The sequence below is a fragment of the Chitinophaga polysaccharea genome, assembly GCF_902150045.1.
GTDB lineage: Bacteria > Bacteroidota > Bacteroidia > Chitinophagales > Chitinophagaceae > Chitinophaga > Chitinophaga polysaccharea_A.
In genome coordinates this window covers 2,979,511-3,002,312 of sequence record NZ_CABFVU010000001.1, presented here as the reverse complement: position 1 = coordinate 3,002,312, position 22,802 = coordinate 2,979,511, and the positions used below count along the sequence as shown (strand labels likewise).

Annotated in this window: 17 protein-coding genes; 6 read left to right on the top strand and 11 right to left on the bottom strand. The window is 49.5% G+C overall.

Going from position 1 to position 22,802, the window contains the following annotated elements; translation table 11 throughout:
• Positions 1 to 127: 127 nt before the first annotated feature.
• Positions 128 to 3,181, top strand: coding sequence for a SusC/RagA family TonB-linked outer membrane protein (locus FN124_RS12355; protein WP_185937173.1), 3,054 nt, complete (start codon positions 128 to 130; stop codon positions 3,179 to 3,181).
• Positions 3,182 to 3,207: 26 nt separating this feature from the next.
• The gene (locus FN124_RS12350; protein ID WP_142685021.1) at positions 3,208 to 4,674 is read left to right on the top strand and encodes a RagB/SusD family nutrient uptake outer membrane protein; all 1,467 of its coding nucleotides are present in this window, start codon (positions 3,208 to 3,210) and stop codon (positions 4,672 to 4,674) included.
• 271 nt (positions 4,675 to 4,945) lie between these two features.
• On the opposite strand, the gene FN124_RS12345 is transcribed toward FN124_RS12350, so the two are convergent.
• A complete protein-coding gene (locus FN124_RS12345) occupies positions 4,946 to 6,106 on the bottom strand; it encodes an aldose epimerase family protein (protein ID WP_221887762.1) in 1,161 nt (386 codons plus the stop codon).
• Positions 6,107 to 6,304: 198 nt separating this feature from the next.
• Between FN124_RS12345 and FN124_RS12340 the strand changes: the two genes are divergently transcribed.
• A complete protein-coding gene (locus FN124_RS12340; protein WP_142685020.1) occupies positions 6,305 to 8,674 on the top strand; it encodes a glycoside hydrolase family 127 protein in 2,370 nt (789 codons plus the stop codon).
• Positions 8,675 to 8,786: 112 nt separating this feature from the next.
• Here the strand turns inward: FN124_RS12340 and FN124_RS12335 are convergent, their stop codons facing one another.
• From FN124_RS12335 to FN124_RS12300, 8 genes are all read right to left on the bottom strand, one after another.
• A complete protein-coding gene (locus FN124_RS12335) occupies positions 8,787 to 9,047 on the bottom strand; it encodes a family 43 glycosylhydrolase (protein ID WP_260607406.1) in 261 nt (86 codons plus the stop codon).
• A 73-nt stretch (positions 9,048 to 9,120) separates the two neighbouring features.
• Entirely contained in the window at positions 9,121 to 11,100 is a 1,980-nt protein-coding gene (locus tag FN124_RS12330; protein WP_142685018.1) for an alpha-L-arabinofuranosidase family protein, read from the bottom strand.
• Positions 11,101 to 11,125: 25 nt separating this feature from the next.
• The gene (locus FN124_RS12325; RefSeq protein ID WP_142685017.1) at positions 11,126 to 11,848 is read right to left on the bottom strand and encodes an NUDIX hydrolase; all 723 of its coding nucleotides are present in this window, start codon (positions 11,846 to 11,848) and stop codon (positions 11,126 to 11,128) included.
• Positions 11,849 to 12,018: 170 nt separating this feature from the next.
• Entirely contained in the window at positions 12,019 to 13,701 is a 1,683-nt protein-coding gene (locus FN124_RS12320) for a sodium:solute symporter family transporter (protein WP_142685016.1), read from the bottom strand.
• 99 nt (positions 13,702 to 13,800) lie between these two features.
• Positions 13,801 to 15,279 carry an L-arabinose isomerase gene (gene araA, locus FN124_RS12315; protein WP_142685015.1) on the bottom strand — a complete coding sequence of 493 codons (1,479 nt, stop codon included), beginning with the start codon at positions 15,277 to 15,279 and terminating at the stop codon, positions 13,801 to 13,803.
• Between the two features lie 10 nt (positions 15,280 to 15,289).
• Entirely contained in the window at positions 15,290 to 15,988 is a 699-nt protein-coding gene (locus FN124_RS12310; protein WP_142685014.1) for an L-ribulose-5-phosphate 4-epimerase, read from the bottom strand.
• A 6-nt stretch (positions 15,989 to 15,994) separates the two neighbouring features.
• Entirely contained in the window at positions 15,995 to 17,668 is a 1,674-nt protein-coding gene (locus tag FN124_RS12305; RefSeq protein WP_142685013.1) for a ribulokinase, read from the bottom strand.
• Positions 17,669 to 17,774: 106 nt separating this feature from the next.
• Positions 17,775 to 19,313 (bottom strand): alpha-N-arabinofuranosidase, encoded by a 1,539-nt coding sequence (locus tag FN124_RS12300; protein WP_260607405.1) that lies wholly within the window; start codon positions 19,311 to 19,313, stop codon positions 17,775 to 17,777.
• Positions 19,314 to 19,429: 116 nt separating this feature from the next.
• Here FN124_RS12300 and FN124_RS12295 point away from each other — a divergent pair, with 116 nt between their 5' ends.
• Genes FN124_RS12295 through FN124_RS12285 form a run of 3 tightly spaced genes read left to right on the top strand, consistent with a single transcriptional unit; the run spans position 19,430 to position 21,051 of the window.
• Positions 19,430 to 19,675, top strand: a complete 246-nt coding sequence (locus tag FN124_RS12295; RefSeq protein ID WP_142685012.1) for a hypothetical protein — start codon at positions 19,430 to 19,432, stop codon at positions 19,673 to 19,675.
• A 27-nt stretch (positions 19,676 to 19,702) separates the two neighbouring features.
• A complete protein-coding gene (gene pepE, locus FN124_RS12290) occupies positions 19,703 to 20,410 on the top strand; it encodes a dipeptidase PepE (RefSeq protein WP_142685011.1) in 708 nt (235 codons plus the stop codon).
• A 47-nt stretch (positions 20,411 to 20,457) separates the two neighbouring features.
• Positions 20,458 to 21,051 carry a TetR/AcrR family transcriptional regulator gene (locus FN124_RS12285; protein WP_142685010.1) on the top strand — a complete coding sequence of 198 codons (594 nt, stop codon included), beginning with the start codon at positions 20,458 to 20,460 and terminating at the stop codon, positions 21,049 to 21,051.
• Between the two features lie 5 nt (positions 21,052 to 21,056).
• Here the strand turns inward: FN124_RS12285 and FN124_RS12280 are convergent, their stop codons facing one another.
• Positions 21,057 to 21,776, bottom strand: a complete 720-nt coding sequence (locus FN124_RS12280; RefSeq protein ID WP_142685009.1) for an SDR family oxidoreductase — start codon at positions 21,774 to 21,776, stop codon at positions 21,057 to 21,059.
• A gap of 71 nt (positions 21,777 to 21,847) precedes the next feature.
• Entirely contained in the window at positions 21,848 to 22,795 is a 948-nt protein-coding gene (locus tag FN124_RS12275) for a helix-turn-helix domain-containing protein (protein WP_142685008.1), read from the bottom strand.
• Positions 22,796 to 22,802 lie beyond the last annotated feature (7 nt).

Here is a 22,802-nt window from a genome sequence, read left to right as displayed (position 1 = left end):
AACCAAAAAACATTAGGCTACAAAACAATAAAGACAGGCCGTATATCTGTTCCATTTACGTTTATTCAAATTCACGTCTTATTCATTTGTTATGAGGTACTCATTAATTGGAAAATTATGCTTTCTGATGGTCTTTCTATGCGTAGCCAGCAGCGTGGCTTTTGCGCAAAAGACCCTTACCGGAAAAGTTACCGGGACGGCAGATGGTGCTGGTCTGCCTGGTGTAAATATTATCGTAACCGGCACCTCTGCCGGCGCCAGTACCGATGCAAAAGGGAACTATACCCTTTCTTTACCACCGGGTGCTAAATCGGTTTTGTTCTCGTTTATAGGGTACGAACCCCAAACAGTTACTATCGGCGACAAAACCATTATCAATGTAGCCCTGGCCGCCGCCACCAAAGGATTGGGAGAAGTAGTGGTAGTAGGTTACGGTGTGCAGAGCCGCCGCGATGTAACCGGTACCATCGCCTCTGTAAAAGGATCAGATATTAAGAACCTCCCTGTATCAGACGCCGCACAGGCCATCCAGGGCCGCGTTACAGGCGTGGATATAGTTCGGTCCGACGCCTCTCCCGGCAGCACGCCCTCTATCCGTATACGCGGTACCGGCACCATTAATAATGCCGACCCGCTGATCATTATTGACGGCGTGCCCGCAGGCGGCCTGGCCGATGTAAGCCCAAACGACATCGCCTCCATGGAAATACTTAAAGACGCCTCCTCTTCTGCTATCTATGGCACCCGCGCCGCTAACGGCGTGGTGATCATTACCACCAAAAAAGGTAATTATGGCGAAAAACTGAAGGCATCGGTGAATGTATACCGCGGCATTTCCAACGTCTCACACTATGTGTCGCTGCTCACCGCTCCCGATCTGGTAAAACTGAAACAGGAACGCTATACCAACGATGGAGTACCTATAGAGGCTGTATGGCAGGATCCATACTATGCCACCCAGCGCACCGACTGGCAGCGCGCACTGTTTGGCACCGGGCATATCACCAATGCTGATGTGAACCTGCGGGGCGGTAACAATACTTCCAATTATATGTTCAGCGCAGGTTACTATAATGAAGATGGCATCATCACCAACTCCTACTTCAAAAGATATTCCGTACGCATCAACTCAGAACATAAGCTGGGCAAGCGTGTAAAAGTGGGCGAAAACCTGCAGCTTACCTATAAACAAAACAGCGGACCCGATACCTATTCTTCACAAACCGGTCTTATTTTCAGCGCGCTGCGCTTTAACCCCGCTATCCCCGTTCACAACCCCGATGGCAGCTGGGGCAGCTCTAAAGCCAGCAATGAACTGGGCGATATCAATAACCCCGTATATACTGCTGAAACCACTGACACCTGGACCAAAAACTACCGCATGCTGGCCAGCGTATATGCCGAAGTGGAGATCATGGATGGACTTTCCCTCCGCGCCAATTATGGTTTCGATGGCAGCCTGGTGAACCAGTTCAGCTTCAACCCGAAAGTACTTGACCAAACCAGGGCCCGCGATCATGCTGAACTTTTTACCCGCAATGAAAGCTATAACAGCCAGCTGAGTGAAATATTCCTCACCTATAACAAAGTGCTGTCGAACATACATCACATCACTGTTACCGGTGGCTACTCCCAGCAAACCTATAACGGGTCCTGGAACCAGGCGGAAAGATGGGGATATAATGATGAATCGAAAGACCAACTGGTACTAAGCAATGGTAACGACATCCACGATGCAAAAGGCAATTACTTTAATGCCAATGCCATTGCCTCCGGATTTATCAGGGGTTTTTACGGCTTTAAAGATAAATACCTGCTCACCGTTACCTTCCGCGCCGACGGATCCTCCAGGTTTGCACCAGACCAGCGCTGGGGCTATTTCCCCGCCTTCTCCGCAGGCTGGCGTATCTCCGATGAAAGCTTCTTCAAAGACAATATCAAAGCAATCAGCAACCTCAAAATAACAGGTGGCTGGGGACAACTGGGTAACCAGAATGTTACCGAATTCCAGTACCTCGCACAGATCAATAAAGACCGCCGCTATAATTTCGGGGAAACCTCGTACACCGGCATCTGGAACTCCAGGCTGGCCAACCCGGATATCACCTGGGAAAAAGCCGAAATGACCAACATCAGCCTGGAAGCAGGGTTCTTCCATGATAAACTGAATGCCACCATCACCTGGTTTAATAAAAATACCAACGATATGCTGGTACCAGCTCCTGAAATGGATCTGCATGGCACCTCCGCTATCCCCGACCGGAACCTTGGCCAGTTAAACAACAAGGGCTGGGAAATAGAAGTAGGCTACCAGGGCGGCAACGATAAGTTCCATTATAATGTAAGCGCCAACGCATCCTTCATCAAAAATGAAGTCACTAAATTATACGACCCTTCTTCCTATATCGGCTCTACCCCCTATGGCAGGCAGGGACAGGAAATTTCCCGCACCTATGTGGGCCAGCCGCTGGCTTCTTTCTATGGCTGGAAAACAGGCGGTATTTACCAGACCATGGACGAGATCAATAACGATCCCAACATCAGCAAAGATCCCAACAAAGACAATATCCAACCGGGCGATGTACGCTTCCTGGATACCAATGGCGATAACATGGTAAATGATAAAGACCGCATAAACCTGGGCAGCCCCAATCCTAAAGTGGTATATGGCATACAGGCCAGCGCAGGCTATAAAGGCTTTGACCTGAGCCTCTCCTTTGCCGGTGTAGGCGGCGTAAAACTTTACAACGCCGATAAAATGCAGGGAATGGATGCCAACTATCCATACAACCTCTATGCAGATGCACTGAACCGCTGGCATGGCGCCGGTACCAGCAACACGGTGCCCAGAATGACCCTTGGCAATGCCAACCAGAACAACCGCGCTTCCGACCGTTTCGTGGAAAGCGGCGATTACTTCTCCCTGAGAAATGCAGCACTTGGCTACACCATCCCATCCAAAGTATGGGGACGCAGCGGCATTTCAGATATCCATGTATATGTGGCCGCACAAAACCTGTTCATGCTCACCAGCTATTCCGGCCTGACCCCGCAACTGGGCTATAGCGGCTCTTCAGACGGCAGCAAAGGCACCTCCGACGGGAACAGGCAGAGAGGCGTAGACGTAGCCGCTTATCCGCAGGCACGGACCTTTACATTTGGCGCTACCCTCAACTTTTAATTCACGGGAACTTTAAATCAATTACTATGCAACGGATCAAATATATATTAGCACTCACGGGGTTACTTTTCACCGGCTGTAAAAGCGTACTGGATGTAACTCCACAGGGATTGTACAGTACCGGTAACTACTGGCGTAACCAAAGCGATGCTGTGGACGGCGTAACCGGTATCTATAATATTTTACTGGAAGAAGATTATACCGGCTTTAATGAATTTGTGTTCGATAATTGCTCAGACGACCAGGTACGCGGCGGTGATCATGATTACGATGGGGTGATAGAAGATTTCACCTATGATGCATCCACCTACAGCGTAAGAGTAGGCTGGAGATGGAAATATGAAACCATTAACCGCTCCAACAACGTACTGATCTATGTACCTAAAATTGCAGGCATGGATGCTGACATTAAGAACCGCTGCCTGGGAGAAGCACACTTCTTCCGCGCATTCGCTTACTGGCGCCTGCTGCTGATCTATGGCGAAGCTCCTATTATCACGGAAGATGATGTACTCAAATCTTCCTACAACAAACCCAAAGTAACAGCAGATGAGCTGCGCGCCCAGATTGAAAGCGACTTACTGGCGGCTGCCGATCAGCTGCCCGAAAGCTATGATGATGCCAATAAAGGCCGCGTAAGCAAAGGCGCTGCATGGGGCCTGCTTTGTAAACTGTATATGAACTGGGCCAAGCTGGACAAAGCCATTGAATACGGCAACAAAGTAATTAGCAATGCTAACTATAAACTGGCGCCTAACTATGCGGATAATTTCAGCGTAGCCACCGGCAATAATCCGGAAATGCTGCTGGCCGTTCAAACAGTAGATGGAAATGGTTACTCCGATTTCATTACCTATCATGCCCCCCGCAACTGGAACGGATGGAGTTTCTTCTACCCTACCAAAGGACTGGTAGATGAATTTGAAGCCGGCGATCCACGTAAAAACATCTGTATCATGCAGCCCGGCGATAAGATCAACATCGGTACCGGCATTGCCACCTATGAAGCGGCGGCTTCCTGGAGCGGCTATCACTACAAGAAATTCTGCAGCTGGAAACCCTCCGGCGGATTGGATTACTCTCTTAAAACACCACTGATGCGCGCGGCAGATATTTACCTGCTGGTAGCAGAAGCAAAGATCCGCTTAAACGGACCAGGCGCCGGTGATGTGGAAATCAATGCCATCCGCAAACGTGCTTCAGCCACTTTGCCTGCTGTTACCAATGCCGGCATGGCCGCACTGATGCATGAACGCAGGGTGGAACTATGCGGGGAAAATGAAAGGCACCAGGACCTGCTGCGCTGGGACAAAGCCAGCCTGGTGGATATCGTGGAGCTGTACAAAAAGCCCAAGCTGGCGTATAACGGTACCGTGATCACCAGGGGCGGGGCGCCACGGAAATTCAGCAAACCCAAAAACTACTACTTCCCGATGCCTCAGCAGGAGATCGACAGAAGCAAAGGCACACTCGTGCAGAACCCTAACTATTAGTGGTGGGCCGCCTTCGGCGGCGCGCGGAGTTTGTCTGACTCAGGATTAAACTGATTACGCTGATTACACTGATTTTATCTTTTGGATTTTTAAAGGATTGAATTAATAAAAAATTAAGGGAGATAAAAGCAATACCCGCTTTTATCTCCCTTAATCATTTACTAAATCTCAAAGATAAAATCAGTGTAATCAGCGTAATCAGTGTAATCAGCGTAATCAGTTTAATCCTGAGTCAGACAAACTCCGCGCGCCGCCGAAGGCGGTAAGCGAGTTATTTCACTGAAAACTTATACACAGTTGTCTGCGAAAATGTGTCACCTGGTTTCAGGATCACATTCGGGAAAGACGGCTGGTTGGGAGAATCAGGGAAGTGTTGTGTTTCCAGGCAAAGAGCGGCATTCTGCACATATTTCTGCCCGTTACGGGTGTTGGTAAGCGTACCATCCAGGAAGTTGCCGGTATAGAACTGGATACCAGGCTGAGTGGTGGCTACTTCCATGTAACGGCCGCTGGTAGGGTCATACAGTGTAGCTACTGTTTCCAGTACGCCTTCCTGTTTGTCCAGTACCCAGTTGTGATCGTAGCCTCCTTTTACTTTACCTATATCTGCACCGATCTTTTTAGCAGTAGTAAAATCCATTGGCGTGCCTTTCACAGGCTCCAGTTTACCGGTTGGGATCAGCTTATCATTTACAGGGGTGTAGCGACTGGCCTTCAGAGACAATTCATGCCCGAGGATAGTGCTGTCTTTTCCTGCGGAAAGATTGAAGTAAGCATGATTGGTAAGGTTCACCGGTGTTGGCTTATCGGTAGTAGCCTTGTAGGTGATCTGCAGGGCGTTGTCTGGCGTGAGCGTATACACTACAGTAGCCTGGAGATTACCAGGGTAGCCTTCTTCTCCGTCTTTACTGTTATATACCAGCTGCAGGCTGCTGTCGCCCGCAGGAGTGGCCGCCCAAACTACTTTGTCAAATCCTTTCAGTCCGCCGTGCAAACTGTTACCGTTATTGTTAGGAGCCAATGTGTACTCTTTGCCATCCAGTTTAAACTTTGCATTGGCAATACGGTTGGCATAACGGCCCACCAGTGCCCCAAAATATGGCTGACCTTTCTGCTGATAGCCGGAAAGTGAATCGTAAGACAATACCACATTGCCTTTCTCTCCCTGTTTGTCGGGGGTGATAATATCCGTGATGGTACCGCCATAGTTCAGGATCTTTACTTCCATCCCGTTTGCATTCTTCAGGGTATATTGCAACACTTCCTGGCCATCTGCCTGGCCAAAGCTGCGTGGACCATTTGTTACAGCCGTTTCAGCTGTTGCAGTAGAATCCTTGCTTTCGGCTGTTTTTGCAGTATTATTGTTGCAGGAGGCCAGCATGGTACCGCCTGAAATCATGAGAGCGGTTAACGCCTTAAGGTTCATGTCCATAACGTATTTTGATGTTAAGTGAAAAAGAGTCACTAAATATCGGGATAATCCCGTTAAAGTCAAATATTTTTATTTGAAATTTATTGTCACAAGAACAATTAAAAACGCTATTGATTAAAATACGTGTACTATCTGTCAATAATTGGAAAGTAAGTATACGGTGTGCGGATTAGTTTTAGCATGTTAAATACTGAAGAAATGAAAAGACTGATCACTACAGGGCTGTTGCTGGCAGGCAGCCTCCAGCTGTACTATAGCGCCTGCGCTCAATCCTATGTGCCGGAATGGAAAGAAAAAAAGATGAAAGTGCTGCCGGCTGCCACCATAAAAGCATACCCGTTCCCGATAACAGATGTCACCCTCCTGGAGAGCCCATTTAAAACAGCGATGCAGGCGGATGCCAGGTACCTGTTAAAGATAGATCCCGACCGGCTGTTATCTGCCTTCCGCACCAATGCCGGGCTACCTGCAAAAGGCAAACAATATGGCGGATGGGAAACGGGCGGTCTTGCAGGCCATACCATGGGGCATTACCTGTCGGCCTGCTCCATGCAATATGCCGCCACTAAAGATACGGCCTATCTCAACCGGGTGGCCTACCTGGTCAGTGAGCTGGCACTGTGCCAGCAGAACCGCCACAATGGTTATATAGGCGCCTTCCCCAATGATGATAAACTCTGGTCTGAAATTGCTGCCGGCGATATCCGTTCCCGGGGCTTCGACCTTAACGGCGGCTGGTCGCCCTGGTATACCGTGCACAAAATCATGGCCGGCCTGCTGGACGCATGGCTGTACTGTAACAATGCGGAAGCGCTGCAGGTAAACAAAGGCATCGCCGACTGGACCGGCAACGTGATCAAAAACCTGTCGGAAGAACAGATGCAGAAAATGCTGATCTGCGAATACGGGGGCATGGCGGAAACACTGGTAAATACCTACGCTTTAAGCGGCGATAAAAAATACCTGGACCTCTCCTATCGCTTTTATGATAAACGCATCCTGGATTCCCTGGCTATAGGGAAAGATATACTTCCGGGAAAGCACTCCAACACCCAGATCCCTAAGGCCATTGCCAGTATCCGCAGGTATGAGCTGAATAAAGATCCCAAAGATGCGGCTATCGCAAAATACTTCTGGGAAGTAGTTACCAGGGACCACTCCTACGCAAACGGGGGCAACAGCAATTATGAATACTTCGGTCCCGCAAGACAGCTCAATGAAGCGCTCACCGACAATACCACCGAAACATGCAATACCTATAACATGCTTAAACTCACCAGGCACCTGTTTGCACTGGATCCGCAGGCACGCCTGATGGACTACTACGAGAAAGCATTATACAATCATATCCTCGCCTCGCAACACCACGAAACCGGTATGATGTGCTATTTTGTGCCGCTCCGTATGGGAGGTCATAAAGAATACAGCGATGAGTTTGAAACCTTCACCTGCTGCGTGGGATCAGGCATGGAGAATCATGTGAAATACGGGGAAAGCATTTACTATCGTGGCGCCGACGGCAGCCTGTTCGTAAACCTGTTTATCCCTTCCGTACTGCAATGGAAAGAGAAAGGTGTTACTATAAAACAGGAAAACAAACTGCCAGCAGATAATCGTATAACCCTCACCGTTAGCACAAAGAAAGCAGCGCCATTCACCATGCGTATCCGCAAACCGGCATGGGCCAGGGCAGGTATGACCCTCCGGGTAAATGGTACGGAACAACCACTGCAGACAGATGAAAGCGGCTACCTCTCTGTTACCCGCAACTGGAAGAACAACGACCAGGTAACGCTTACCCTACCGGCAGATGTATATTCAGAAGCCCTCCCTGACAATCCCAACAGGCAGGCATTATTCTATGGCCCGGTATTATTGTCCGGCACCCTGGGAGAAAAAGAACCCGACCCTGTAAGCGGCGTTCCTGTACTGGTACCAGCCAACCAGCAACCCGTTACGTGGATCAGCCGGACGGAAGATCCTGAATCGCTCATCTTCCGCACCACCGGTACCGCGCAGCCAAAGGATGTAACACTCACTCCTTTTTATCAAACCCGCAATGAATACTACACCGTATACTGGGATGTATTTACCCCGCAAAGCTGGCAGGAACAGCAGGTGAAATACGCTGCCGCGAAAAAAGCACAGCAGGAACTGGATGCACGTACTACAGATATTCTGCGCCCCGGTGAAATGCAACCTGAAAGGGATCATGAATTTACCGGTGAAAAAACCAGCACGGAAGAGGAACATGGACGTAAATGGCGTATCGCCTGGCCCGGAGGATATTTCTCCTTTAACATGAAGGTAGATCCCAACTCCCGCCATTCACTGCAATGCACCTACTGGGGCATGGATAACCGGGGCCGCACCTTTGATATCATTGTAGATGGCACTACCATTGCTACCGAAGATCTCAACAAATTTAAAGAGAGCCGCTTCTATCCTGTTTCATACGATATTCCGGAGCATCTTACCAAAGGTAAACAAAGCGTAAACATCCGCTTCGTGCCCAAAGCCAATAATAGCGCGGGCCCGTTATACGGATGCAGAATAATAAAAGAATAAACACTACAGGTGTTAGCGGGTAGTTTCCGCTAACACCTGTTTTATTACCGGCCAGTCACTTTCCCATTGCAACAGTTCCACCTTCAGCGTTGTTTTACCCCGGTTACCTGCATCATATCCGTGAAAAACAAGATAGTCGTTCCCTGCCGGGAACGGATTGTATCACCATACCTTTATCGATCCATTTAAAATCACGCGATCGCGGATCCAACGTCCTGTTAACCGTCACCCCGATGGCAGATGTATTTTTACCAAAGGCGGAAACCGCATAATACAGATAATACCACCCGTTATGATAACTGATGTCCGGCGCCCAGGTATGCCCTTTAAAACCGACAACGGCGGCCTGTGTCGTGCATAATACCTGTTTCATGCGTCTTTTTTTACCCAAAAAAAAACGGCGGCAGGAAAAATTTCCCTGCCGCCGGTACATACCTGCCAGGTGACTATTTATTTATTCTTGCGCGGATCACATAGAATGACCAGGGCGCTATTTCCGTACGGATCGTTTTTCCTTTGATCGCAATACTTTTCTCCTGCGGGGAAATGCGGGTAGGCTGATCCAGTGAATTAAGCCCCGGCAGGCTATCGCTGCCCAGGGTAATCAGGCGGCCATTGGCCGCCAGCCCTTTCACCCCTTGTACAGCTACCGTCACCGGTTTAGGAGTAGCTGCCGCATTCACCAGTTTAATGATCAGTTCACCGGTGGCATTATCTACTACCGTAGACGCATATACGCTATCCTGCCCGCTGATGAACTCATTACCTTTTAGTATAGGTACTACAGTTGTGCCTTTGTGGTTGCCGTAAAGTTTTTGTACATAGTAATTAGGCGTACCATAGGCGCGCAGGTTATCAAACCAGATAAGGTCCGGTGTCCACTGCCATCCATCCACATGCGCCAGCAGCGGTGCATAGGATGCCATCACCACTACATCTGTATTACGTTCCAGGCCGGTCATAAAGGCGGCTTCCGCCAATGCGCACAACCAGCTGTTCTTATTATCACCATTGCCTACTCCCTTGCTGTGTGCGGCATACTCGCCGGCAAAGATCTTAGGGCCTTTACGGTCGTAGGAATCATAACGGGCCGCATTGCGGAAGAACCACTCGGGAGAGCTGTAGTAATGCTCATCAAGAATGTCCGCATTCAGCTTACGGAGGGTATCGTTGAGGAAAGTAAATTTATCACCGTCGGGGTCGGGGCCAAGACTATTCACCAGTTTAATCTCCGGGTATTTGTTCTTTATGGCCTTTGCAAAGGCGGTATAACGCTCTACGTATTGCGGCCCCCACTGCTCATTGCCTACACCCATCATTTTCAGGTTAAAAGGCGCAGGATGGCCCATTTTTGCACGCAGGGCGCCCCATTTCGTACTTACGTCCCCGTTAGCAAATTCAATCAGGTCCAGTGCGTCCTGGATATAAGGATCCAGTTCATTCACAGCAACCACCTCTGCACTGTTGAACTGGCAGGCCATGCCACAGTTGAGGATAGGCAAAGGAGAAGCGCCTATATCTTCCGCCAGCTGGAAATATTCAAAGAAGCCAAGTCCGAACGACTGGAAATAATCCGGTGTAGCGCGGTGTGCAAATTCATTGTTCCACCGGTTCATGATCACTTCACGATCATTCACGTCTCCCACTGTTTTTTTCCACTGGTAGCGGTTCGTCAGCTCACGCCCTTCTACAATACAGCCGCCGGGAAAGCGCAGGAAACCCGGGTGCAGGTCGGCCAGCAGTTGCACCAGGTCGGCGCGCAGCCCGTTGCTCCGTTCCTTCCAGGTATGCTGAGGGAACAGGGAGATCATATCTACATCTATCACACCGTTGCCATCGAAAGCCACTTTCAGCTTTCCTTTTGGTACAGTAGCATTAGCGGTGAAACTGGCCTTGTATTGCTGCCAGTTGCTGCCTTGCGGTGTTACAGTAGCGCCGCCAATGGCTTTGCCTGCATCATCCAGCAGGGTCACAGTAAGCTTTACAGCGCCCTCCTGTTGGCGGGCATACACGGAAAAGTTGTATTGTTCCCCTGCTTTGATCCCCATGCCACGGAACCCTTCATTCACGATCTCAAAGCTACGTGTATCCGGCATCGTTATCCTTGCAAAGCGGGGATTGGAAGGATGGTCTTCTTTACGGTTAACCACCACTATCTGCCCGTTGGATACAGCGTCTTTTGGTATGCTCCATCCCATAAGCGGAGAGCTGAACTCAAAAGAACGGTTCTTTACCAGCTCCGCATAAATGCCTCCATCTGCACTGAGATTGATGTCTTCAAAGAAAATACCCCACATGTTGGGCGATACCGGCGTTTTCACCTCGCCGGCCTTTACAGTAAAATTCAACGGTTGCTGTGCGGCTAACGGGGTAGTATATACGCCCCCGAGCAGGGCCAGCGCCGTGATAAAACGTTGTGTTCTCATATATGATTATACCGTTTTTTTTGATTCAGACTGCAGGGCCGTTATGTTGCAGCATATGCGGATCCGGAACAAAGTTCAGGAAGGCGTGGAAATTGGCGTTGTATTTTTTCCGGTCTATCTTATAATAAAAAGCGCCTTTCTTGGAGCTTAGTTTATCCTTGTCGGTGAGCTTTACCAGCAGCTTGGTAGACAGGATCTTGCGGCTGAAATTACCTTTATCAAAAGAGATATTATACACAGATTCGTAGAGGTGCTGTAACTGCGGGATAGTGAATTTTCCCGGCAGCAGTTCCAGCAGCAGCGGATGCAATGCCGCTTTGTAGCGCAGTTTCTCCTTTGCAAGATCTACCATGGCCTTATGATCAAAAATAAGTTCCGGGTGATGGTTGATCGGGAACCATACTGCATGGAAATCTTCATTCAGTTGCTGTTTGTATTTCTGAATATCGATCAGGGCAGTGTAGGCCACTGATACGGTGCGTTCCACCGTATCGCGGGAAGGAGAACTGAAGGTATGGAGCTGTTCCATATAAATACCATCCAGTCCGCTGAGGTTTTTCAACACCCTGCTGGCAGCGTCTTCGGCGCTTTCCTCTTCCTGGATAAATCCGCCTACCAGGCTCCATTGACCCTTGCAGGGCTCAAATCCCCTCTGTATCAGCAGCAGTTTCAGTTCCTGGCCATCGAATCCAAATATGATACAGTCAACGGCAAATAATAATCGGGTCTGCTGTGAATATCTTCTCATAATAATAATTTATTGTAGCGGATTTTGTCTGACTCAGGATTATGATGATTACGCTGATTTATTATTTTGGATTTTAGCTGATTTTTATCAAAACAATAGAAGCAAATCAAAGTAAATCTAAAAATAAAATCAGCGTAATCATCATAATCCTGAGTCAGACAAAACTCGCGTTACCAGAAGCGGATGTACAATGCGGATAAGAGCAGCAGTGTTATTACAATCATCACGGTAGTGGCCGGGCTGATCTTAAACATTGATTTATCCAGTACAAAGGCTTTCGGGTTCACTTTTGGTCCTGCAAAGCTGATGGCGATCATCACTATCATGGTGAACATGAAGGCCAGTCCCATACAGATGAGGAAAGGAATTTCATAACCGCCTTTACCATTGGGGTAAGCGGTATAGAAAATTGTTTCATGGCCAAGTACAGCAGGTGCAAACTGGTTAAAGAATACACAAAGTGTGAAACCTGTAATGATACCCGCTACTGCAGCAGCGCCGGTAGTGCGTTTCCAGAACATTCCCAGCAGGAACATGGCGAATACGCCCGGGCTGATAAAGCCGGTATATTTCTGGATAAAAGTAAATCCACCTTCACCACCAATGCCCAGCAGGTCGTTCCAGGTAAAGAGGATGCCCAGCAACATGGCGGCAACAACGGTGATGCGACCGGTCCACACCAGCTTTGCTTCAGAGGCATCCTTCTTAATATATTTACGGTATACGTCGAGTGTAAAGATAGTAGAGATACTATTGGCCTTACCCGCAAGAGAGGCTACGATAGCGGCTGTTAAAGCGGCGATAGACAAGCCCTTCAGTCCTGATGGCAGGAATCCGAGAATAGCGGTGTAGGCGCCGTCTTTGCTGGCCAGGTTAGGCAGGTGGCCATTCTTCTGTAATACATACGCAGCAATACCCGGCAGCATTACAATGATAGGCATCATGATTTTCAGTAAGCCTGCAAAGAGAATACCGTTGCGGGCTGTTTGCAGATCCGCGCCCAGTGCACGTTGCGTAATATACTGGTTGCAACCCCAGTAGTTGAGGTTCACGATCCACTGGCCGGCAGCATACATCAGGATACCGGGGAGCACCAGGTACTTATTGATGTATTCCTGTGAAGAAGTGGCATCCGGCTTTGCAAGGATCATGTGAAAATGATCCGGCGCATCTTTCATGAGGGCGCCGAAACCAGCAAGCGCATTGTGGCCCAGGCCAAACTTCTCACTTACCAGGGTTAAGGCCATGTAAGTAGTGGCCAATCCCCCGATGATCAATACTCCTACCTGGATCACATCTGTATAACCTATCACTTTCATACCGCCAAGCGTAATAATGATGGCAAATACAGAAAGCGCAATCATCACCACATGCAGGTACTCTCCTCCCAGCAGGCCATTGATGGCCAATGCGCCGAGGTAGAGGATAGAGGTGAGATTAACAAACACGTAGAGGAATAACCAGAAAATAGCCATGATCAGCGCCACAGTTTCATTGTAACGCGTTTTCAGGAACTGCGGCATGGTATAGATCTTATTCTTCAGGTAGATGGGAATAAACCATACTGCAATGATGATAAGAGCAATAGCGGCGATCCATTCATAGGCGGCAACAGCAATACCAACGAAGTAGCCATCGCCGCTCATTCCGATAAACTGCTCCGCAGAAATATTTGATGCAATCAGTGAAGCACCGATTGCCCACCAGGTAAGGGAACCTTCTGCCAGGAAGAAGTCTTTGGTATCTGTATGCTGCTTCTTTTTCTTCCTGTATATCCAGTAGCCATATACGGCAACCACGATAAAATAAGTAATGAAGACGAGTATATCGCCGGTGGAAAGGATGTTTTGCATAACGGGCAGTTTATTATCTTTTGCTTTAAGAAGTTGGCTGATGATAAAGCAACCGGCGGGCATTTCCAATGTGATTGAAGCGCCCGCCGGCAGTTGGAATTATTTAAAAGCAACATCGTTCCAGCGCAGCTCATTTTTGAATTCGCGCAGGTCGGTATGCTTTCCTATCAGTGCCAGTTCAATACCTGCCATTTCTGCAAAGTCCTGCATATGTGCGGAGGTAAGGTTCTGGCTGTAGCAGGTATGGTGTGCGCCACCTGCGAGGATCCAGGCAGTGCAGCCTTTTTTCATGTCAGGGTATGGCTTCCAGAGCACGCGGGCCACCGGTAGCTTTGGCAGGTCCTGTGGCGGCTCCACGGCTTCCACTTCATTTACCAGCAGGCGGAAACGGTTGCCCATGTCCACAATGGAAGCGTTGATAGCTGGTCCGGCAGCAGCATTAAATACAAGGCGTACCGGGTCGGCTTTCCCACCTATGCCCAGCGGGTGTTTTTCGCACGATGGCTTGCCGCTGGCAATGGATTCACAGATCTCCAACATATGGGAGCCCAGCACCATTGGATTAGACGGATCAAAGTGATAGGTATAATCTTCCATGAAGGAGTTTCCACCAGGTAAGCCGCTACCCATTACTTTCATGGCCCGCACCAGCGCAGCTGTTTTCCAGTCGCCTTCCCCGGCGAAACCGTAACCTGCTTTCATGAGGCGCTGCACTGCAATGCCCGGCAGTTGTACCATGCCATGAAGGTCTTCAAAAGTATCAGAGAAGCCTTTGAAATTCCCGTTTTCCAGGAAGGCTTTCAGACCCAGCTCAATGCGTGCCGCATCTTTCAGGGCGGGGTCCTGCAGGAGCGCGGAAGATATCGTATATACGTCGCCGTATTCTTTTACGAGGGAGGCTACAGCCGCATCGGAGATACCGTTGATCACACTAACGAGATCGCCTATACCGTGAGTGTTGCAGGAAAAACCGAATACGGATTCCGCTTCCACCTTATCCCCGTCAGTAACGGCTACAAAGCGCATATTATCGCCAAAGCGTACAAAACGTGCGCCCTGCCAGTCGTGCCAACCGGCGGCAACCCTTGCCCATGCGCCCAGCTCATCCAGTGCTTCAGGGTCCTGCCAGTGACCTGTTATCACTTTGCGGTTCATACGCATACGGCTCATCATGAATCCGAACTCCCTGTCGCCATGCGCGCTCTGGTTCAGGTTCATAAAGTCCATATCAATTTCGCTCCAGGGGATATCGCGGTTGAATTGTGTATGCAGGTGGCAGATGGGTTTGGACAATGCTTTCAGGCCACGGATCCACATTTTTGCGGGGGAGAAAGTATGCATCCAGGTAACTACGCCTATACAGTTGGGAGCGGCATTTGCTTCCATGCATACAGCATAGATTTCGTCCGGTGTTTTCACAGTAGGTTTATATACTACGGTAACGGGTATACGTGCATCGCCGTTCAGGGAAGCGGCAATTTCCTGGCTGTGTGCGGCTACCTGTTTCAATGTTTCTTCTCCGTACAGGTGCTGACTGCCGGTTACAAACCAGATCTCGAAATTTTTCAGATTAATCATGTTGCTTGGTTTATTGCCCGTAATAGGAATTGGGGCCATGTTTACGTTCAAAATGTTTCCGGATCAGCGCATCTTTCAGTCGGGGTGCATTATTGTTTATCGACTCAGTGAGATACGCCATTTGAGCCACCGATTCCAGTACGGCGCTGTTATACACTGCTTTGGCAGGAGTTTTTGCCCAGGTGAATGGTGCATGGTTCCCTACCAGGATCATTTCAATCTCTTCGTAGGACAGCCCTCTTTCCGCCAGTGTGTTCATGATCTGGAAGCCGGTCTGGTATTCGTAATCGCCGGCAATCATCTCGTCCGACATGGGCGGGGCGCAGGGAATATCCACGGTGTTATGATCGGCGTGCGTGGTGCCGTAAATGGGAATGTCGCGCTGGCTTTGTGCCCATGCCGTAGCGTAGGTGGAATGGGTATGCACAATGCCGCCGATATGTTCCCAGTGTTTATACAATACGGCGTGGGTGAGGGTATCGGAGGAGGGACGTAACTGCCCGTCAACTGTTTTACCATCAAAGTCCACGATTACCATTTTTTCGGGAGATAGTTCCGCATAGGGCACTCCGCTCGGCTTGATGGCAAACACGCCCAGCTGCCGGTCCGCCGCGCTTACATTCCCGAAGGTGAAGATCACCAGTCCCAGCGCGGGCAGCTGCATATTGGCTTCGTATGCCGCCTGCCGGATATGTTGATACTGTTGCATACTGAATTAATCAATAGTGATGGCGGAGGTAAATGCGCCTAATGCTTTATACTTCTGGTACCTGCTTTCGTATATACCTGCCCGTTGGGCGTCGGGATGGTAGGTCACTTCAAAGCCCTGTCCCATTGCTTCCATAGCGTCTTCCACCCTGCTGAACAATCCTGCCGCAGTAGCTGCGAACATGGCGGCGCCCAGTGCGCAGGTTTGTTCGGAGCGGTGAATGCGGATAGGCATATTCATCACATCAGCCATCATCTGCATGATAAAGGCTGATTTTTTGGCTACGCCGCCGATGCCTATTAAACCTTTCACAGGCACTCCTTCCCTTTCAAACCTCTCTACGATGGCTTTGGCGCCAAAGCAGGTAGATTCCGCCACGGTGCGGAAAATGCGGGGAGCGTCTGTAGCCAGGTTCAGGCCGGTGAGGGTACCTTTCAGCGACTGGTCGGCATCCGGTGTACGGCGCCCGTTGAGCCAGTCTATTCCCAGCTCACTGTGCTCTTCAGGCGGGATCTGTGCGGCCTGTTTGGCCAGTTCCGTAATTAGCCTGGCAGAGGTTTCCTGTGCCAGTTTTGCGGCGGTTTCCACATCAATGAGCGACGACGAAGGCAGCAGCTGATGTAACGGCCACGCCAGTACGTTGCTGAACCAGGCATAGGCGTCGCCAAAAGCCGACTGCCCTGCTTCCATGCCCATCATACCGGGGATCACAGATCCCGGCACCTGTCCGCAGATACCTTTCACCAGTTTATGTTTCATTTCATCCATGGGCGCCACCAGCATATCGCAGGTGGAAGTGCCCATTACCTTGCTGAGATGGTAAGGTTCAATTTGTCCGCCTACCGCGCCCATATGCGCATCAAATGCACCAATGCCTATCACCACGCTGGTAGGGAGGCCTAACTTCTCCGCCCATTCGGGGCAAAGATGACCTGCGGCTTCGCCGGAGGTATATGTTTTTGTAAAGAGGCGTTGGGTAAATCCCTGCAGTAAAGGATCAATAGCGGTGAAGAAAGCATCCGGGGGCAGGCCGCCGAATTCTTCTGCAAACAGCGCTTTATGCCCGGCGCTGCAAACGCCGCGTTTCAGCTGGCTGATATGTTTTCCGCCGGAAAGCAGGAACGGTATCCAGTCGCAATGCTCTACCCATGAATAGGTAGCATTCCTGACTGCTTCGTCTGTACGCAGAATATGCAGCAGCTTGGCCCAGAACCATTCAGAGGAATAGATCCCTCCCACAAAGCGGAGGTAGTTTTCCCCGAAGGTAGCGGCCGTAGCATTGATAGCGGCGGCTTCTTTCAGTGCGGTATGGTCTTTCCACAACACGAACATAGCGTTGGGGTTCTCACGGAAGGCCGGGGTAAGCGCCAGCGGCGTACCTGTTTCGTCTACTGCCACGGGAGTGGAACCGGTGGTATCCACTGAAATGGCTTTGATGTTGGCAGCAGCGCCGGGCCCTGCCTGTTGCAGGCATTGACGGATGGTCGCTTCCAGTCCTTCTACATAATCCAGCGGGTGCTGGCGGAAGCGGCTCTGGACTGCATTGCAGTACAGGCCGTCTTTCCAGCGCGGGTAATAAAAAACAGCCGAGGCGATTTCATTCCCGTTATGTACATCTACAATGATAGAGCGTACCGAATCGGTACCATAGTCTACCCCTATTACCCAGGATGAATTCATATTAATGTTATATTGACACTTATTTAACAAGGTAAAAAACACGAATGTCGGCGGGTGGTATACAGACCGGATTCCAGTTCGGTCAGAACCACCCCACCGCTATCCGTTATTTTAATTCCAGCACTACTACGGAAAATGGCGGCAGCTTTACGCTAACCGTATTCTTTTTAAGCGATGCGCCTTTAAAATCCACCGGTTTAATAAGATCCGGCTTTGTAAAGCTGTTATAGTCCTGCAGTTTTGCAGATGCCAGCAATTTACCGCTGATTGATTTATAGGCTTCGCTATGGGTATCCAGCGTTACTTCCTGTGTTTTATGCGCGTCGATATTTACGAGGGAAATATGCGTAACGCCGTTCTTATCTTTGGAAGCAGAGGCGGAAATTGCAGACAGCTTCTCGTTTTCGAACGTATAGTCGTTGGAGTGAATTTCTATGGGAATCAGTGTAGCATCCTGGTGAACGTTATACATCTCCATTACATGATAGGTTGGCGTAAGCACCATCACATCTCCTTTAGTAAGGATAACGGATTGCAGTACGTTAATAGCCTGTGCCAGGTTGGCCATGCGTACACGGTCGGAGTGATTATTAAAGATATTCAGTGTGGCGCCTGCAATCATCGCATCGCGCATGGTGTTTTGCTGGAACAGGAAACCGGGATTCGTTCCTTTCTCTACGTTATACCATCCGCCCCATTCGTCTACCAGGAGCGCTATCTTTTTCTTCGGGTCGTATTTATCCATGATAGCCGTATGCCTGCGGATCAGTGTATCCATCAGCAGGGCCGATTTCATGGTAGCGAAATATTGTTTTTCGGTAAAATCCACCGCATCGCCTTTATGGTTCCATTCAACCGTTGAATAGTGGTGCAGCGCTACACCATCAAGCAGGTTTGCAGGGATATTCTTCATCAGCACTTCCGTCCAGTTGTAATCACCATCGCTGGCGCCGGAGGCGATACGGAACAGGCGGTTGCCCTGCATAAAAGTGGCAAACTTGCGGTAAAGGTCGGCATAGTACTCCGGCCGCATATTACCACCGCAGCCCCAGGCTTCATTACCCACACCCCAGTAACGCACTTTCCAGGGCTCCTTGCGGCCGTTCTGCTGACGCAGATCGGACATAGGGCTTTTACCGGGAAAGTTGGCATACTGTACCCAATCGGCCAGTTCCTGCGCAGTACCGCTGCCCACGTTGCCGGACAGGTAAGGCTCTGCTCCCAGTTCTTCGCACATGTTGAGGAAGTCGTGCGTACCAAAACTGTTATCTTCGGTTACATTTCCCCACCAGGTATTTACAATGGTTGGTCTTTTATCCTTTGGGCCAATCCCGTCTTTCCAGTGGTAGGTGTCTGCAAAACAGCCGCCCGGCCAGCGGAGATTAGGGATCTTCATTTTGCGCAATGCGGCAATTACATCTTTACGTACGCCATTTGTATTAGGGATGTGTGAGGTATCTCCCACATAAAACCCGCCATAGATACAATTTCCCAGATGTTCTGCGAAGTGGCCATAGATATTGCGGTCAATGGTCTGAGTGGGCGCATCCGGACGAAAGGTCACTGTATTCTGCGCCTGTAAAGCTTGCGTGGAAAGCAACATACCAAGGATACCCGTACGGATATAACGATATTTCTTCTTCATAACGAGGTTTTAAAAATCAAGTATCACAGCACTGTTTTGCTGCGGTAATTCAAAAGAACAAAATAATTGTCACATTTACAATTAAAACCGTAAAAAAACATTTAAAGCCGGCGGGGATGGCCCCTGTGCCTTATTCTTTATTTATGCCGCTCACCAACCAGGAACAAATGTTCTTTTGTTTGTTATTTATAGCAGGCTGCATGCCTTCCCCATCTCCAGGGGAAAAAACGGTAACAACGGATACTATTGCCACTACAGCTATTGCGCCAGGGGAACAACATATGGTAATGCCTGCAGGTTCACTGCCGGAAAACTGCCACTCCCTGTTCCCGGGTCATGAGCAGCTGCGGGAAGAAGATTAGTTTTACCTTTGCTTAATTTTAAAAAATATGAAGCATTTTATACTGGCGAGCACTTCTACTTTGTTTGGCCAAACCTACCTGGCATACCTTCAACCGGCGATGAAAACATTGTATGCCGGCGTAGACGAAATTGTGTTTGTTCCGTTTGCCCGCCCGGGTGGCATTTCACACAACGATTATACCAGCAGGGCCGCGGAGGCCTTTGGAGAAGCAGGCATCCGCGTGCGCGGCCTGCATACCTTCAGCGATCCGGCTGCCGCCATTAAAAATGCCAAAGGCTTTTTTACAGGAGGCGGCAACACCTTCCTGCTGGTGAAACAATTACATGAAGCGGGGCTGATGTCCCTGCTCCGCGATGCGGTAAACAATGGCGCCCCATACATGGGATGCAGTGCAGGCAGCAACATTGGCGGGGTTACCATGCAAAATACCAACGATATGCCCATTGTATATCCGCCCAGCTTTGAAACAATGGGCCTGATCCCATTTAACCTTAACCCGCATTACCTGGATCCTCAGCCGGGCTTACAACATATGGGAGAAACGCGCGAAACACGTATCAGGGAATATCATACACAAAACATGACGCCAGTGCTGGGGTTAAGGGAAGGCAGCTGGATTTATGCACATGGCGATGCTTTAACGCTGGAAGGCACGCTCAGCGCCAGGATCTTTGAAGCAGGTAAAGATCCTTATGAACTGCCCGCAGGCAGCTCCCTGGCTCATCTGAAATAATTTGCTGTAAAATTTTAAAAGAACAACCATTCTTTTATCTTTGTCCCATGCGTGCAAAAGATGAAAATAAAGAATGGACCATCCGGGAAAAGGCCATAGAAATGATTGTTCATGAAGGCTTTGACGGATTGAGCATGCATAAACTTGCCAAGGCAGCCAATATTTCCGTGTCTACCATTTATATTTATTTCAGGAACCGGGAAGACCTGCTGAACCAGTTATACGCAGCAGTGGTGGAAACCTTTGTGGAACATACCATGGCGGGTTTTGACCCTGCCATGGACTTTGAAGCCGGCTTATGGCTGCAATGGCAAAACAGGTATGCCTATATTCTCAAGTACCCGCTGCAGTTCCATTTCTCGGAACAGTTCCGCAATTCCCCGCTGATAAAAAAGCAGGATGATGCGCCGGAAGTTGTTTTCAAGAGGGCCATGCAGCAGTTTGTGGCCAATGCCGTAGAAAAAGGCGAGATAGTAAGCCTGCCGCGTGAAGTGTTCTGGGCTATTGCCTATGGTCCTTTTTACACGCTTGTTAAATTCCACCTTGATCATCATGCCACTATGTCGGGTATTCCTTTTACACTGAGCAACGAACTGCTGCAGCAGGCCTTTCAGCGCACCATGAAGGCATTGCGGGTATAAGCAGGCTATAAGCTCAACCCGCCGTCGCAGCGTACTACCGTTCCCGTTACATTGCCATTACGTATGAGAAAAAGGATGGCATCTGCCACATCATCCGGTTCTCCTACCCTTCCCACAGGCAGTTGCGCGGCATACTTTGCGAAGGTATCGTCTTTGACATCTGCAGGGAGGAAGTCCCACCAGGGCGTATTTACCACGCCGGGAGAAACAGCGTTGATGCGTAAGGGTTGTATTTCCTTTGCAAGGGAAGGGATCATCAGCTCCAGTGCGCCGTTGATGGCAGCCAGCCCGGATACGCCGGGAGCCCGGCTGATAGCAGAAATAGCAGTGATGAGGGTAATGCTGCCTCCCTTGTTCACATAAGGCAACGCTGCCTGGAGGGTGTTCAGCTGGGGCCAGAACTTACCTTCAAAACCATCCCGCAGTTCTTCTAAGGGGAGGTCTGCAAATTTACCCGCTCCTTTAGACCCGCTTACGGCAATCACCAGGTGGTCAAAATTTCCCCGGGTATCAAAGAATGCATTAAGGTCTTTCCGGTTGCCGCTGTCCAGCGCAGCGGTGTGAATACCGGGAATGATTTTCGCCGCATCTGCCAGTCGTGCTGCAGAACGGCCGGTAACCGTTACATGTGCTTTTTCCCCGGCCAGTTTGGCGGCAGTGGCCAGTCCTATTCCCGAAGAGCCGCCGGCAATAATTACTTTCTTACTTTCAAATGATTCCGACATATTGTTGTTATTTATACCTGCAAAGTTGGGGCAGAAAGTTGTGCAGGCTGTTACCGGGATTATGCATTGTATTAACCCGACCATGCATTTTTGCGGAAGGCCAGCGGGGTTTGCCCGGTTTGTTCGCGGAAGAAGCGGTTAAATCCGGCCGGATCGCTGAAATTAAGCTGGTAAGAGATTTCCGCCACGGAAGTATCCGTATACCGCAGCACTGCTTTGGCTTCCTGCACCAACATTTCTGCAATGGCGTCTGAAGCGGTGCGGCCGGTTACTTCTTTTACGGTGCGGTTAAGGTGATTAGGAGTTACGCCCAGCATGGAAGCATAATCTGATACTCTTTTTTTAGAGAGAAAATGCTGGCTTACCAGTTTTTTGAACCGGGGCACCAGGTATGTATTTCGTGTATCCGTCGCCGTTAAGTGAAGCTGTTGCGCCATATAGCTTCTCTTTACTTCCAGCAGCAGCAGGTACAGGTACATCTTCACCGCCTTCCCGCATCCCGGCCGGTGCTGCTGCAACTCTTCATTGATCTTCCCGCAGAAATCAGCCACCGTTGTTATTTCCGTTTCCGTTAACTGTATAAAGGGTACGCCTGTATAATCGAAGAAAGGAAACACTGTTGGTACTTCATCTCCCGGGATAAGTTCCTGCAAAAAATCTGTATCAAACAAAATATAATACCCGAAAGTATCTGCACTGATATTGCTTTTACTGAACACCTGCCCGGGAAAGGTAAAACTCAGTGTACCAGGCCGGTGTTTAAACTGCTCCAGTCCCAGTTGTACATCCACGCTTCCCCTGAGTGTAATGCTGATCCTGTAGAAATCAGATTTTAAAGGCCCTACCGCCGGCCGTAATCCTTCACTAGAATATATTTCCATACCGGCAATCTTCTTTGCCGGGTCCAGGTTACTATAGCCAAAGCTGGAAGTATCGCCCTCTTCGCGGTGAAGATGGCGGAAATCTTTTAATACGTATTGTGGTATTTCCGGTTTGCTGAGCTTGGTTTTCGTTGCCATTTACCTA